This window comes from Vibrio amylolyticus, from assembly GCF_023145695.1.
GTDB classification, from domain to species: Bacteria; Pseudomonadota; Gammaproteobacteria; order Enterobacterales; family Vibrionaceae; genus Vibrio; species Vibrio amylolyticus.
Genome location: NZ_JAJHVV010000001.1, coordinates 195,079 through 209,730 on the forward strand (window position 1 = coordinate 195,079; position 14,652 = coordinate 209,730).

Annotated in this window: 12 protein-coding genes and 1 pseudogene; 9 read left to right on the forward strand and 4 right to left on the reverse strand. The window is 42.7% G+C overall.

Annotated features, from left to right (window positions below; all coding sequences use genetic code 11):
- Nucleotides 1-5 precede the first annotated feature (5 nt).
- On the reverse strand, nucleotides 6-548 hold the full coding sequence (locus KP803_RS00890) for a heme NO-binding domain-containing protein (RefSeq protein ID WP_248006946.1): 543 nt from the start codon (nucleotides 546-548) through the stop codon (nucleotides 6-8).
- An 89-nt stretch (nucleotides 549-637) separates the two neighbouring features.
- Between KP803_RS00890 and KP803_RS00895 the strand changes: the two genes are divergently transcribed.
- The 7 genes and pseudogenes from KP803_RS00895 to KP803_RS00925 form a co-directional block, all read left to right on the forward strand.
- Entirely contained in the window at nucleotides 638-1,243 is a 606-nt protein-coding gene (locus tag KP803_RS00895; protein ID WP_248006947.1) for a CoA pyrophosphatase, read from the forward strand.
- 315 nt (nucleotides 1,244-1,558) lie between these two features.
- The gene (locus KP803_RS00900) at nucleotides 1,559-2,812 is read left to right on the forward strand and encodes an aromatic amino acid transport family protein (RefSeq protein ID WP_248006948.1); all 1,254 of its coding nucleotides are present in this window, start codon (nucleotides 1,559-1,561) and stop codon (nucleotides 2,810-2,812) included.
- 78 nt (nucleotides 2,813-2,890) lie between these two features.
- A complete protein-coding gene (locus KP803_RS00905) occupies nucleotides 2,891-4,252 on the forward strand; it encodes an L-serine ammonia-lyase (protein WP_248006949.1) in 1,362 nt (453 codons plus the stop codon).
- A gap of 348 nt (nucleotides 4,253-4,600) precedes the next feature.
- Complete coding sequence (gene speA, locus KP803_RS00910; RefSeq protein ID WP_248007350.1) at nucleotides 4,601-6,511, forward strand: arginine decarboxylase; 1,911 nt, start codon at nucleotides 4,601-4,603, stop codon at nucleotides 6,509-6,511.
- Nucleotides 6,512-7,432 carry an agmatinase gene (gene speB / locus KP803_RS00915; RefSeq protein ID WP_248006950.1) on the forward strand — a complete coding sequence of 307 codons (921 nt, stop codon included), beginning with the start codon at nucleotides 6,512-6,514 and terminating at the stop codon, nucleotides 7,430-7,432. It abuts the gene before it with no gap.
- A 195-nt stretch (nucleotides 7,433-7,627) separates the two neighbouring features.
- The gene (locus KP803_RS00920; RefSeq protein ID WP_248006951.1) at nucleotides 7,628-7,978 is read left to right on the forward strand and encodes a putative quinol monooxygenase; all 351 of its coding nucleotides are present in this window, start codon (nucleotides 7,628-7,630) and stop codon (nucleotides 7,976-7,978) included.
- A gap of 150 nt (nucleotides 7,979-8,128) precedes the next feature.
- A pseudogene (locus KP803_RS00925) lies at nucleotides 8,129-8,242 on the forward strand (class I SAM-dependent methyltransferase); the annotation flags it as partial.
- Between the two features lie 82 nt (nucleotides 8,243-8,324).
- On the opposite strand, the gene KP803_RS00930 reads toward KP803_RS00925, so the two are convergent.
- The 3 genes from KP803_RS00930 to queD all read right to left on the reverse strand — a co-directional run bounded on the left by KP803_RS00930 (nucleotide 8,325) and on the right by queD (nucleotide 11,003).
- Nucleotides 8,325-9,479 carry an amino acid permease gene (locus KP803_RS00930; RefSeq protein WP_248006952.1) on the reverse strand — a complete coding sequence of 385 codons (1,155 nt, stop codon included), beginning with the start codon at nucleotides 9,477-9,479 and terminating at the stop codon, nucleotides 8,325-8,327.
- A gap of 391 nt (nucleotides 9,480-9,870) precedes the next feature.
- On the reverse strand, nucleotides 9,871-10,536 hold the full coding sequence (locus KP803_RS00935) for a hypothetical protein (protein WP_248006953.1): 666 nt from the start codon (nucleotides 10,534-10,536) through the stop codon (nucleotides 9,871-9,873).
- A 104-nt stretch (nucleotides 10,537-10,640) separates the two neighbouring features.
- A complete protein-coding gene (gene queD, locus KP803_RS00940) occupies nucleotides 10,641-11,003 on the reverse strand; it encodes a 6-carboxytetrahydropterin synthase QueD (RefSeq protein ID WP_248006954.1) in 363 nt (120 codons plus the stop codon).
- 302 nt (nucleotides 11,004-11,305) lie between these two features.
- Between queD and KP803_RS00945 the strand changes: the two genes are divergently transcribed.
- Nucleotides 11,306-12,925, forward strand: coding sequence for a methyl-accepting chemotaxis protein (locus KP803_RS00945; RefSeq protein ID WP_248006955.1), 1,620 nt, complete (start codon nucleotides 11,306-11,308; stop codon nucleotides 12,923-12,925).
- A gap of 190 nt (nucleotides 12,926-13,115) precedes the next feature.
- Nucleotides 13,116-14,516: an asparagine--tRNA ligase gene (asnS, locus tag KP803_RS00950; RefSeq protein WP_248007351.1), complete on the forward strand. Its 1,401-nt coding sequence runs from the start codon at nucleotides 13,116-13,118 to the stop codon at nucleotides 14,514-14,516.
- Nucleotides 14,517-14,652 lie beyond the last annotated feature (136 nt).

Below are 14,652 nucleotides of genomic sequence, written 5' to 3' on the forward strand. Positions count from 1 at the left end.
TTTTCCTATGTGCTTAACATGAGTGAAAATCGAACATGGGACTGATCCTCAGTTTGGTTTTCTGTCGATATCTCAATATTTTCATTAAAATAGTCACTACACCCTTTAATAAGACCAAAACAGACATTAGATAGACACCGAGCACTTTTGTAATCAAAGACCATCTGAGTTTCATTTTCTGATATAAACTCAAATGAGGGTGGCTTGGCATCGGGATAAAGCTTTTTGACCTCTATATGAATGTAGTCTTCTACATGCCGTATAAATTGAAAGGTGTTACTGCAACGATTTAAAGTTGCTTGAGCAGGAAGGGTTTTAAGCAAGTTCTTAAATACTGACTTACCAAAAACCTGCTGGAGCTGCTCTCCAGAAATTTCTGTTTTCTTGCTTAGTGATACAATAAGAGAAACGAGTGCTTTATGGTCATAGCTACCAACCGAGGTGTAAACACCACTATCCTTGCTCTCTTCTAAAATAGAATCCAGGACATCAAGGCCAAACTCTCTCTCAACTAATTCAATAAATTCAGTAAAAATAATTCCTTTCATCTTTATGAACTACCCTTATATTAAGCAATATAGATAAAAGCATGATCTAAAAATGATTCTTTTACAAATCAAATGCGAGGGGCAATACGTTGTTTGAGCTTAAAAAAAACGACCTAATTCAAAAGTTTCAATTTCAACAGCCTGTTAGCTACCATGCGGAATCCATAAAACGGGTCTCTCACCTGGCTAATCAACCATTAAGGAAGGCTTCGGTATTAGTAGGATTTATCGAAAGACCTCAGGGCCTTTCTGTTGTGTTAACAAAACGTGCGAAGCACTTAAAACACCACCCAGGGCAAATAAGTTTTCCTGGCGGTAAATATGAAGAGAGTGACCCCTCACTGCTCTACACCGCCATTAGAGAAACGCAAGAGGAGGTCGGGATCTCTCCTGAGCACATTGACATTTTTGGTCAAATGCCAGAACTCATCACCGTCAGTCATTTTTCTGTAACCCCCGTCCTTGCTTTTATTAGCCCAAGTTACTCCATGTCCATTGACCGAAATGAAGTGGATGAAGCGTTTGAAATACCCGTCAGTTTTATGCTTGATAAAAAGCAGCTACACAGCCACCTTTTTACCATTAACCAAAACAGCCACCGAGTTTTTGCTCTGCCCTATAAAAATCACTTCATTTGGGGGATGACAGCGCAAATAATTCAAGCGATGCAGCAACATATTATGGCTACCAATTAAAATACTCAGTAATTCCAAACGGTATCTGAACCCAAATAACATTAGTTAAATTAACACCAAACGCTTCGCAACCGTTTGCGTCACACCCTTACCCTACATAACGCATACAAAACAACCTACACACCCCATCCATTAGAAAAAGTAATCCGTGATAACAGCTCAGTTAATGAGTAGCACGTAAATTACGTGACCTAGAACAAGTTTTTATTGATGGTTTTATAATCTAGGTAAATACATGATCTAGATCTAATATTTGTGCAACAAATCTATGCACAATGCACCCAACTTATTTCCTGTTCCCAAATGAGTACAATTATGACTACACAAACTACTACAGCTACGGCTGCTCAAACTACTTCTAAGTGGACTTATAAAGATTTCACTTGGTGTCTATCACTTTTCGGTACAGCTGTTGGTGCCGGTGTCCTTTTCCTTCCAATCCGTGCTGGTGCAGGTGGATTCTGGACTCTTGCAATTCTCGCTCTTATCGCGTTCCCAATGACTTGGTTCGCACATAAATCTTTAGCTCGTTTCATCCTGTCTTCAAAAAATCCAAATGCAGACATCAGTGAAACTGTAGAAGAACATTTCGGTAAAACTGGCGCAAACCTTATCACTTTCGCTTACTTCTTCGCTATTTACCCAATCGTTCTAATCTACGGTGTTGGTATCACTAACACGGTTGACTCATTCCTAGTGAATCAAATCGGCATGGAATCTATTCCACGTTGGTTACTGTCTGGTTCATTGATTGCAATGATGACGGCGGGTATCTTGTTTGGTAAAGAACTGATGCTGAAAGTAACATCAGCACTTGTTTACCCACTAGTAGCAATCCTTCTAGCGTTATCTTTCTACCTTATTCCTGAGTGGAATACATCAATGATCGCTGTTAGCCCTGACTGGAGCGCAATGCCAGTTATGATTTGGTTAGCACTTCCAATGATTGTTTTCTCATTCAACCACAGCCCAATCATCAGCCAATTCACTAAAGAGCAACGTCTTACTCACGGTGACAACGCTGTTAAGAAAACTGACGCTATCACTGGCGGCGCGGCAATGATGCTGATGGGTTTTGTAATGTTCTTCGTATTCTCAGTAGTACTGTCTCTATCTCCAGAGCAACTGTCTGAAGCACAAGCACAAAACATCAGTGTTCTGTCTTACCTAGCAAACATTCATGAGTCTCCACTAATCTCTATCCTAGGCCCTGTTGTTGCTTTCGCTGCAATCTGTTCAAGCTACTTCGGTCACTTCCTAGGTGCTCAAGAAGGTCTAGTTGGTCTTGCTAAGTCTCGCACTAAAGCTTCTGAAACTAAGATTGAGAAAGGTGCTCTACTGTTCATCGTTCTTACTACTTGGGCTGTTGCAATCATCAACCCAGATATCCTTGGTATGATTGAAGACCTTGGTGCTCCAATGATTGCTGCTATCCTGTTCTTGCTTCCTATCTTCGCAATGAACAAGGTTCCAGCAATGGCGAAGTTCAAAACTTCTAAAGCTGCTCAAATCTTCACTGCAATTTGTGGACTAGCTGCTGTAACTTCTGCGATTAACGGTATATTCTAAGCCGAATCTAATCTAGGTTAGACATAATAACTAAAATAAGGCTCCATTTTAGGAGCCTTTTCTAATGAGGTTTCAAATATGATCAGTGTATTCGACATCTATAAAATCGGTGTTGGTCCATCAAGCTCACACACAGTTGGACCAATGAAAGCGGGTAAAGAATTTATTGATGATTTACGCTCAATGGGAAAATTGCGCGACATCACTAAAATCACCGTGGACGTATATGGATCACTATCACTGACAGGGAAAGGTCACCACACAGATATCGCTATCATCATGGGTCTTGCGGGTAATACGCCAGAGAAAGTGGATATCGATTCTATTCCAGGTTTCATCGCTCGCGTAGAAGAAACAGAACGTCTTCCTGTTGGAATGCACTGCCATACCGTCTCTTTTCCAAAAGAAGGCGGAATGAACTTCCACACTTCTAACCTATCACTTCACGAAAATGGCATGCAAATTCACGCATGGATAGATAATGAAGTGGCTTATTCAAAAACCTATTACTCTATCGGTGGTGGTTTCATCGTCGACGAAGAAAACTTTGGTAAAGAAGACGAAAACCCAATTAAAGCGCCTTACGAATTTACATCTGCTGAAGAGCTTGTTAATCAATGTAAAGAGAGCGGTTTATCAATTAGTACGCTGGTGATTGAGAATGAAAAATCACTGCGTTCAGACGAAGAGTCTCGTACGTACTACGCTAAAATTTGGAAAACTATGCGTGAATGTATGGACCGTGGTATGAATACTGAAGGTATTCTTCCAGGGCCACTTCGCGTACCTCGTCGCGCTGCTGCCCTTCGCCAACAACTGCTTACTTCAGAAAAAACGTCTAATGACCCAATGGCGGTTGTTGATTGGGTAAACATGTTTGCTTTTGCTGTCAATGAAGAGAATGCCGCTGGCGGACGCGTTGTGACGGCACCAACAAACGGTGCGTGTGGCATAATTCCAGCGGTACTGGCTTACTACGACAAGTTTATTCAGACCGTTACTGAAAAAGATTACATTCGCTATTTTGCAGCGTCTGGTGCTATCGGTGGTCTATACAAGCGTAACGCTTCAATTTCTGGCGCTGAAGTCGGCTGCCAAGGTGAAGTCGGCGTTGCGTGTTCTATGGCAGCAGCAGGTCTTGCTGAGCTTATGGGTGGAAGCCCTGAGCAAGTGTGTATGGCCGCTGAAATTGCAATGGAACATAACCTAGGCTTAACATGTGATCCAGTTGCGGGACAAGTTCAGGTTCCTTGTATTGAACGTAATGGTATCGCTGCTGTGAAATCTATTAACTCGACTCGCATGGCACTTCGCCGTTCGTCTGCACCAACCGTTTCTTTAGATAAAGTTATCGAAACAATGCTAGAAACCGGTAAAGACATGAACGCGAAATACCGTGAAACCTCTCAAGGTGGACTGGCTATTAAAGTTGTTTGTTAAGAGTTTTTGCAAACTAGCTGTCTGCTAATCAGCCTTTGACTGAATAACACCTGACAACATATTGAAGCCCGTGCAACTGCTCGGGCTTTTTGGTATCTACAATTTAAACCCAATATTCCCCCCCCCTCTCCTTACCGCCTTTATCATTGCGTATTTTTTATAGTTTTTAATCCTCACGACAAAATTCTTTTGTTAGACAGAGCGCCAAATTTATCCGTTAATACGCTCCAAATCGCACCCGAAATCAAATTCAAAATATGCGAAAAAAATGGCGTGATGGTCACGGAAGAGGGTCACGAATTAATAGCTAAGAATGATGCCATAGCATCAATACATGAGAATAAAGCCGTGACAGGTAAATCTAAACTAGACAACATCCGTGCTGATTACAACGTGCAGTACTGGAGCCAGGATTTCTTCGGCATCAACGACTGTGGTGAGGTTTTTGTATCGCCAAGAAGCGACAAGCAACACCCAGTTCCATTGGTGTCTATCGCGAATGAATTAGAGCAAAAGGGTTTAAACCTACCGGCTTTGGTACGTTTTCCTCAAATCATTCATCAGCGCGTACACAACATTTGTGACGCTTTTAACCAAGCGATTGAAGAGTACCAATACGATAACAAGTATCTGCTGGTTTACCCAATTAAAGTGAACCAACAAAAAGAAGTGGTCGATCAAATACTGGCTAGTCAGGCGCAACTTGAAACCAAACAACTCGGCCTAGAAGCAGGCAGCAAACCGGAACTTCTAGCGGTACTCGCGCTGGCTCAACAAGCGAGCTCTGTAATTGTCTGTAACGGCTACAAAGATCGTGAATATGTTCGCCTTGCTTTGATTGGAGAGAAATTAGGGCATAACGTATTCATCGTTCTGGAAAAACTGTCTGAGCTTGATATTGTGCTGCGAGAAGCGAAAAATTTGGGCGTAAAACCTCGATTAGGTTTACGTATTCGCCTTGCTTCTCAAGGCGCCGGTAAGTGGCAAGCGAGTGGTGGTGAAAAGTCCAAGTTTGGTTTATCAGCCTCGCAAGTTCTGACGGTAATTGATCGCCTGAAACAAGAAGACCAACTAGAAGCGATGCAATTGGTGCACTTCCACCTAGGCTCGCAAATGGCCAACATTCGCGATGTTAGAAACGGAGTGAATGAAGCCGCACGCTTTTATTGCGAGCTTCGTGAACTAGGCACACCACTTGATTACTTTGATATTGGTGGTGGGTTGGCAGTCGATTATGACGGAACACGCAGCCAATCATCTAACTCGATGAACTACAGCTTGGCAGAGTACGCTCGAAATATTGTTAGTACTGTGAGTGATGTTTGCAACGATTACCAACAGCCTAAGCCTGTCATTATTTCTGAATCAGGCCGTTCGTTAACTGCGCATCACGCGGTATTGATCACCAATGTGATAGGAACAGAGAGCTATGCCGTCGAGAGCATTGAAGAGCCAGAAACTGATGCACCAGCACTTCTACAAAATATGTGGAACAACTGGCAAAACCTAAGCGAAGGAACGGATGCGCGTGCACTGATTGAAATTTACAATGATACCCAAAGTGACTTAGGGGAAGCTCACGCTTCATTTTCTACCGGCGTGATCAATCTAGAGCAACGAGCTTGGGTAGAACAGTTATCTCTACGTATTTACGCAGAGCTACGACAATTAATGAGCAACAAAAATCGTTTTCATCGCCCGATTTTAGATGAACTTAACAGCCGCTTAGCGGATAAATTTTTCGTTAATTTCTCTCTGTTCCAGTCGCTACCAGATGCTTGGGGTATCGATCAGGTTTTCCCTGTTTTACCTCTATCAGGATTGGAGAATATTGAAGATAAACGTGCAGTCATGTTAGACATCACTTGCGATTCAGATGGCGCTATTGACCACTATGTCGAAGGTCAAGGGATTGAAACTACCCTTGCGGTTCCTGAGTGGAATAAAGATAAGCCATACCTTATGGGCTTCTTCTTAGTGGGTGCCTACCAAGAGATTTTAGGTGATATGCACAATCTGTTTGGTGACACACACAGCGCAGTTGTAACGATTGATGAAAACGGAAAAACAGTTTTTGAGTCCATTGATGAGGGTGACTCAGTCGAAGATATGATGCGTTATGTTCATATCGATGTAGACATGATTCGCAGCAACTACCGTCAACTGGTTGATCGCTACGTTGATAAAAATGAGCAGTCTCTAGTTCTACAGGAACTTGAGCAAGGGTTAACGGGCTACACCTATTTAGAGGATTTCTAAATGAACGATTTGTTTACTAAAACGGATTATTCACTCTATTCAAATGCGATGACATTTGTGCGTCGTCCATTTGTAAAAGATCCAACGAGTTGCGATGCCGATGTGGTGGTATTGGGCGTGCCTTTAGATATGGCAACGTCTGGTCGCCCAGGTGCTCGTATGGGCCCTGATGCCATTCGTAAAGCGTCGGTTAACTTGGCGTGGGAAGGTAAAAGATTCCCATGGACATTTGATCTGTTTAAAGAGAATAAAATCATCGACTCTGGTGATTTGGTATTTGATTGTGGTGACACAGAAGATCTCACCTATCGACTAGAATTAGCGACTGGTGAGATCTTAAAAAGTGGCAAAACCCTGTTAGCGTTGGGAGGAGATCACTTCATCACCTTGCCAATATTACGAGCTTATGCGAAACACCATGGTGAGATGGCACTGATCCACTTTGATGCTCACACCGATACTTACGCTAATGGCAGTCGATACGATCATGGCACCATGTTTTACCATGCGCCAAATGAGGGGTTAATTTCCGCTAAGCACTCAGTACAAGTCGGCATTCGTACTGAGTATGATTATGACGATCACGGCTTTAATGTCATTAACGCCTTACAAGCAAACGACATGAGTGTTGAAGAGATTGTTGCCCAGATTAAGCAGACGATTGGCGATAAGCCTGTCTATATCACGTTCGATATTGACTGCCTTGACCCAGCATTTGCACCAGGAACTGGTACACCTGTATGTGGTGGGTTAAATACAGACAAGGCCTTAAAAATACTACGTGGCCTAGCGGGCATAAACGTTGTTGGCATGGATGTGGTCGAAGTCGCGCCCGCTTATGACCAAAGCGATGTCACGGCTCTAGCAGGTGCAACCATTGCACTTGAACTGCTGTATGTTTGGGCGTCACAATCCAAATGATGTTCTAATGCTTAATTATAGTGCCCTTACCTAGGGCACTTTTCCAAACTCACTCTATGACACGAAAAATTGAACTGTTTCTCACTCATGGCCAAAGCTTTTATCCTCTCAGGTAAGAGTGCCTAGTTTCACATTCCTTTTTCTCCTATACTCTTCTATCACCCTGATAAAGCTCGTAAATAAAAAGGAAAAACCATGACAAGTCGTGTTTATGTTTTAGCTCAGTTTAAGCCAAAAGAAGGGAAAGAAGCGGCGTTATTTGAAGTACTCAAAGCTCTAGAACCAGACGCTTATCGAGAGGAAGGCTGTATTCAATACATGCTGACTCGCCAGATCGACCACCCAAGTGCCTCTAGAAACGAATACCCAATTGTATTTAATGAAATTTGGGAAGATGCAGAGTCTTGGTCTGCACATGGTCGAAGAAAGCAAATTCAGCACTTCTTCGAAACTCAGGTGAAAGCTGAAACTGGCTTAGTCGCTGATGCTGTCGTCACAGCTTACACTGATGAAGGCGAAGGTTACGACGCGCCAATCTACGAGTAATTTGCAACTTTTAGGGCAAAGACAACGAGCCCCGCTCATGCCCGTGACAAATGTTCACGGGTAATCTAATGTAGCAACCAAATTAAAGACGATTATGTGAAGCCTTCCGATATTGGAAAAGCGTATCACCAAGTCACTCACCTTTCACAAAGCGATAAGTTCATGGTCCCACAAGTTTATTACTCATCGCTTGGCACAAACGGTTTTTTGAACTTATTCATGAAACGAGGCTGTACTATTCGGCATCTAGAGTCTGATCAATAGGCTGATGATAAGACCCTAAGTTTCTATTAGGGCCTTTTATTCATTATTTGATAGGTTTGTCTCTATTCTCTTGGTACGTAATCTAAATAATTTGAGAAACTAACAAGAACACACCAAATAACAGAGTAATGATCAACATCGCTCTCCCACCCTCAGCCGAATACCGATCTGAACTGACTTCCCTCTCACGTAACTTGTAAACCAATAGCAAAGGCACAAAGACCGCAAGGAAAACCAAAATAATCCCTGCATAACTCAATATCGATAAGAATTGTTCAGCAGCCAATAGCGCACCAATCAATGGAGCGATAAACGTGATGAGATAGGTCACGAATTTATTTTGTCTGAATGTATCGGTATTTTGGTGAAATAGCGCCATGGCAACACCAAAGAATGATGTCAGCAAAGCGAGTCCTGTAAAGACCGATAAAATGCCACTGATCCATGGTGAGTGAGCTTCAAATGCACGCATTAAATCAGACACGTTATGAAAGTTACCTAATTGGTCAAGCTGTAGATTGCCAACCACGGCAAACAGCCAACACAAGTAACAGATTAAAGGAATGGTAGAACCAATAATCACCATATTACGAAGCTGCTTATCCGTTGCTTCTTGATTGTATGCAACAAGACTTGGAATAACGACCATAAAACCAAAGCTCGTAAATAATACCGCACTGGTTTTAATTAACGCTATCTGATCGCTATTGCTTACTTGAAATAGACTTTCAAACGATAGATTTGGCGCTAACAGTAGTAGTGACGACGCCAGACTTAGCAGCATGACCAAAAAGAAAATTCGATTAAGTCGATCAATCAATGTCGTCCCAGGGGCGACAACAGCACCGGCAACAAGGGTAAACAAAATTTGGCTTTGTACAGCAGTAAGCGAGACACCAACACTACCTAATATTTGGATAACAAAATCGGCTGCGCCCAGTATATAGGCCATGAGAAGACAGATAAGCAAGGCGTACAAGAGCGCATTACTCACTATTTGACCACTCTTACCAAGCACCATACGTGCGATGGAGTTCAGCCCTAGACCATCACCTGTTTTAATTGTTGCTTCAAGTAGTAAAAGAGCAGCGTAAGTGGTTCCTGCATAGATCAGAAGCATCAGCAACGTTCCATGCAAAAGACCGAATTGAGCCAACACCATAGGAATGGCCAGCATACCGGCACCAAGAGCGGTACCAGAGATAATTAGGGAACTCCCCAATAATTTAGTATTCATATTTTCAAGCACTTATTTGTAAATCGTCATGTAAATTGCCTAACAGGCGAGAGAATTGATTCGGGAGATCAATAACAATAACGAGCTTGAATAAAGAGGTGCCTAGCAGGCGAGATAAAACGATAGAGATGAGCGAAGGAAGTGTTCAACATAGAAGAGCAAAGAGGAAGTAAATGTGCAAATGACGCGTGTGGTGAACCTTCAGTTGGTTCAATGATAGGTGTGGTGATTTTGAATTTCATTTATTTGACCAATAAGTGACATCCGCTGTTTCGATAATTAGCAATCCATACGCTAATCCATCTCCAGTGTAGAGATGGAATCATCTTACTGATTGATCATCGTATTACAATCAAAAATCTCAGGTTGGTCACCATTCTTTTACTATCCACTACTCCGTCTGCACTTTAGATTTGATTTCATTACTCGCATCCCGCAGTAGATTAATAGGTGATAGAACCACCCCTTTCACCGCACCTTGAGTCGCTTCCGCCGCGATTTGTTGAGTCTTATCAACGATAACATCAGCTTTAGCTAGCATCGGAGGAATGTCACTGCGCAAGCTCGTCGATTCTGCAATAACTGACGGGACAAGTGTGGTTCGGTAAGCTTTGCTTTCAACCAAGACGGGGGGAATAACATCAACGCGATAGCTTTCCATCTCTTTGACCGCCTTTGGAATCACGTCAACACGATACTGCTTAATCTCGGCAAGTGCTGAAGGAATTGTATTTTCACGATAAGCGGTGATTTCAGAAACAATGCTAGGAATTTTCTTATCCAATGATACGACGGTACGATTAACATCGACCAGCGTTTGATTCACGTTATCGACCGTGCCTAACACTTGCGGAACCATGACTTCGACATGTTCTGCGAACTCTAACCACTCTTTAATTTCCAGTGTCTCTGTGACGCTGCTAATATCGGTAAGCATTTGCGGATATTTATCGACAACCTCCCCCACTTTTGAAGTAAAGCTATGAATGGCATAGCCCAAATAAAAAATAGACACGGCTAATACACACTGAATAACAATTGAAATACGTGCCATCATAAAATCCCTTTCCTTATTGGGTCGTTACCTCATACTAACCTGATTTTAAGACATAAAAAAAGCGAAGTTAGACTTCGCTTCTTAAAAATTAGTATCCGGTGAATTTAGTCACCGATATAAATGCAACCTGCCGTACACGTTTCTTTGATTTCTACTTTACTTAATAAAGGAAGGCTTGGCTTCAGCTCTTGCCAAATCCATTTTGCTAAGACTTCACTTGTTGGGTTCTCTAACCCTTTAATGTCATTTAAGTAGTAGTGATCAAGGCGGTCATAGATCGGCTTAAATGCGGCTTTAATTTCCGAAAAATCGATAACCCAACCCGTGTGCGGATCAACTTCACCTTCAACAAAAAGACGAACTAAAAAAGAGTGCCCATGAAGACGACCACACTTATGCCCTTCAGGGACATGTGGCAGGTGGTGTGCGGCTTCGAACATAAACTCTTTATACAATTCAGCTTTCATTTTCTATCTCAAGGTTTTTAAGGACGCGCAATAGTAAGGAATATACAACGATGTGACAAGTTTAGTTGATATAAATAATATCATCTAAGAACTTAAGCGACTCGACTCAATTTTTAACGCCCCAAGCCCTACTCTTACCGATGTCAGAGAAATGTCAAAGCCAACCGCAATCTCACAGAGTATTCACTTCACAGTTACTAAATAACAACTTGTTAAACATCACATTACAAACACATCTCATATATTACCCTTATAACTTACAAGGTATATTAGCGCCGTCCACCACAAAACAATAAAAAATCATGAAACTAACCGTCAGCGTCAAACTACTCATCACTCTTATCTCTGTTTCTGCTTTGGTGCTCTCCGTATCAACGGGGTATCAATATATCCAGCAACGGAATCTAATTAACTCCGTTCTCAGTGAACAACTGCATGAAAAAGCCAGCAACTACTTCGATAGCCTAAACATGATGATGCTTACCGGCACCATGGCTCAAAAAGAAACCTTACGAGAAAAAGCACTCGCTCAAGATGGTATTGAAAATGTAAAAGTATTGCGTGCCGATGCTGTGAGTAAAATTTACGGTTCAGGCCAAGAGAATCAAGCACCTACTGATGACATAGATCGACGAGCACTGGCTGGTGAAACCGTGATCGAGCCTTTTGAAGGTAGCTGGGGGCAAGGTATCGTCGTTGCATTACCGATGAAATCAAGTGAAAACTACCGTGGCACCAACTGTGTATCTTGCCATTTGGCCGCAGAAGGCGAAGTGCTTGGGGCTATTAGGCTAGAGTACAATTTAAATCACGTTAATAGCCTTATCGACAAACAAACCATCGTTGCGCTTGGTATTACCGCGTTAATATCTTTTGTCGGCTTTCTGATCACAGTTATTGTCATCAGGAAGATTATCGTCCGCCCTATCCAAAGAACGTCTCGTTTTATGCAGTCCGTCAGTCAAAGCAAAGACCTTTCACTGCGTCTGAACACTAAAAGCCAAGACGAGATTGGCCATCTCTCTCACGCGATTGACTCTTTTATGTGTACAGTCAGCGACAGCCTCAGCAAAGTTCAAGACACCTCTCACAATTTAGCAGAGTCTGCGACCACGCTGATTGATGTTGCCAAAATTACCGATCATGCTGCAAACAATCAAAAACAAGAAACCTCTGATGTCCAAGCAAGCATCGAACAGATGCAAGTTCAACAAAACCAAGTCGAGCAAGCGACAATTGACGCTTCATCACTGATCAAGCACACGACTCGAATTGCTCAAGAGAGCGCATCTCAAGCACACCAAGCCAGTGACGGGGTTAAAAACCTTGTTGGCGATATAGAGGGTGTTAAAAGCAATATTCTAGAGCTCAACAATCAAACGAATGAAGTCTCGAGTATATTAGCCGTGATTAAAGGGATTGCTGACCAAACTAACCTACTCGCTTTAAATGCCGCGATTGAAGCAGCTCGAGCAGGTGAACAAGGTCGCGGATTTGCGGTCGTTGCTGATGAAGTGAGACAGCTTGCCAGCCGAACATCGGAAGCGACAGGAAGTATAGAAAGTATCATTGCCCAGCTGCAAACCAACAGTGAAAGCTCATTAAATTCTGTTGATAATGTCTGTGAACAAGCTCATCAACGTTCAACCGTTATTAACGCACTCTCATCGGCAATGAATGGTGTTGTCTCAGAGATGGAACAAGCACTTAACCATGCAGACAGTATTCAACAACAGAGCCAAATTACGACACAGATAAACCAACAAATACAAAGCAAAATTGAGGTTATTACTCGACACTCTGATGACACATCAAGTTCAGCCACTCAAACCCGAGAAATCAGTGTAAATCTTGAGCGATTGTCGGAGAGATTAGAAGCATTGTTAAATCAATTTACCCTTTCCGTAAAGAAAACTTCATGAATGGATAAATATTCGCCAACTATAGGACAATAAAGGTTGAAGCGAACGATATGACAGGTAATATGTCCTATTGATTGAAAATTTTTACTAGCCTAGTGCAGCAACTTATTTGTTTAAGATTTCACTTAATCAATGGATAAGCAAAAAATTGCACTAGGTGTTTTGTCCCTCAATGGAGAATATAACCAACATGACTTACGCGCCTGTAACAGACGTTCTTGGCGGCAAGCTAGCGGTAGACAGTGAAGTAACTGTTCGCGGCTGGATCCGTTCACGTCGTGATTCCAAAGCTGGAATCTCTTTCCTTGCCATTTACGATGGTTCTTGTTTCGACCCGATTCAGGCCGTGGTTCCTAATAATCTTAATAATTATGAAAACGAAGTATTAAAGCTAACTACTGGCTGCTCTGTTGAAGTAACAGGTAAGATTGTTGAGTCTCCTGCAAAAGGTCAAGATTTTGAACTTGCTGCAACTGATGTAAAAGTTGTGGGTTGGGTTGAAGATGCGGATACGTACCCAATGGCGAAAACTCGTCACTCAATTGAGTACCTTCGTGAAGTTGCTCACCTACGCCCACGTACTAACGTGATTGGCGCAGTAGCACGTGTTCGTAACTGTCTCTCTCAAGCGATTCACCGTTTCTACCACGAGCAAGGCTTCTTCTGGACGTCAGCTCCGCTTATCACTGCATCTGATGCAGAAGGCGCTGGTGAAATGTTCCGTGTATCTACACTAGACATGGAAAACATCCCTCGCACTGAAGAAGGTAACGTTGACTACAACGAAGATTTCTTCGGTAAAGAAACTTTCCTTACAGTATCTGGTCAACTTAATGCGGAAGCTTACGCTTGTGCACTAAGCAAGGTTTACACGTTCGGTCCTACGTTCCGTGCTGAAAACTCAAACACCAGTCGCCACCTAGCTGAGTTCTGGATGGTTGAGCCAGAAATTGCTTTTGCTGATCTTGATGACGCTGCAAAACTGGCTGAAGACATGCTTAAGTACGTTTTCGCTGCTGTTCTTGAAGAGCGCCGCGATGACCTTGAGTTCTTCGCTTCTCGCATCGACAAAGAAGCAATCACTCGTCTAGAGCAATTCGTAGACGCTGATTTCGCACAGGTTGACTACACTGACGCAATCCAAATTCTACTAGATTCTGGTAAGAAATTTGAATTTGACGTTGAGTGGGGCATCGACATGTCTTCAGAGCACGAACGTTACCTAGCTGAAGAGCACTTTAAAGCGCCTGTTATCGTTAAGAACTACCCGAAAGACATCAAAGCTTTCTACATGCGCTTAAACGACGACGGCAAAACAGTTGCAGCAATGGACGTTCTAGCACCAGGCATTGGTGAGATCATCGGTGGTGCACAACGTGAAGAGCGTCTAGACATTCTAGACGAGCGCATGATTGCTATGGGTATCGACCCTGAGCACATGAGCTGGTACCGCGATCTGCGTAAATACGGCACAGTGCCTCACGCTGGTTTCGGTCTTGGCTTTGAGCGTCTAGTGTCTTACGTAACAGGTATGGGCAACGTTCGTGACGTGATTCCATTCCCACGTACACCACGCTCTGCAAACTTCTAAGCTCTAATGCTAAGTTAAATATGAAAAACGGGAGCCCATATAGGCTCCCGTTTTTAGTTCTATGCGCTTCTGTATTTGAAGGTGCCATTTTGTTAACGGGGCTGATTTACCCCAATATCTCTGGGTAACTATTCTT

Coding starts and splice junctions, on each gene's coding strand:
- KP803_RS00890 (WP_248006946.1), bottom strand. CDS start 548: ATGAAAGGAATTATTTTTACTGAATTTATTGAATTAGTTGAGAGAGAG.
- KP803_RS00900 (WP_248006948.1), top strand. CDS start 1,559: ATGACTACACAAACTACTACAGCTACGGCTGCTCAAACTACTTCTAAG.
- KP803_RS00905 (WP_248006949.1), top strand. CDS start 2,891: ATGATCAGTGTATTCGACATCTATAAAATCGGTGTTGGTCCATCAAGC.
- speB (WP_248006950.1), top strand. CDS start 6,512: ATGAACGATTTGTTTACTAAAACGGATTATTCACTCTATTCAAATGCG.
- KP803_RS00920 (WP_248006951.1), top strand. CDS start 7,628: ATGACAAGTCGTGTTTATGTTTTAGCTCAGTTTAAGCCAAAAGAAGGG.
- KP803_RS00930 (WP_248006952.1), bottom strand. CDS start 9,479: ATGAATACTAAATTATTGGGGAGTTCCCTAATTATCTCTGGTACCGCT.
- KP803_RS00935 (WP_248006953.1), bottom strand. CDS start 10,536: ATGATGGCACGTATTTCAATTGTTATTCAGTGTGTATTAGCCGTGTCT.
- queD (WP_248006954.1), bottom strand. CDS start 11,003: ATGAAAGCTGAATTGTATAAAGAGTTTATGTTCGAAGCCGCACACCAC.
- KP803_RS00945 (WP_248006955.1), top strand. CDS start 11,306: ATGAAACTAACCGTCAGCGTCAAACTACTCATCACTCTTATCTCTGTT.
- asnS (WP_248007351.1), top strand. CDS start 13,116: ATGACTTACGCGCCTGTAACAGACGTTCTTGGCGGCAAGCTAGCGGTA.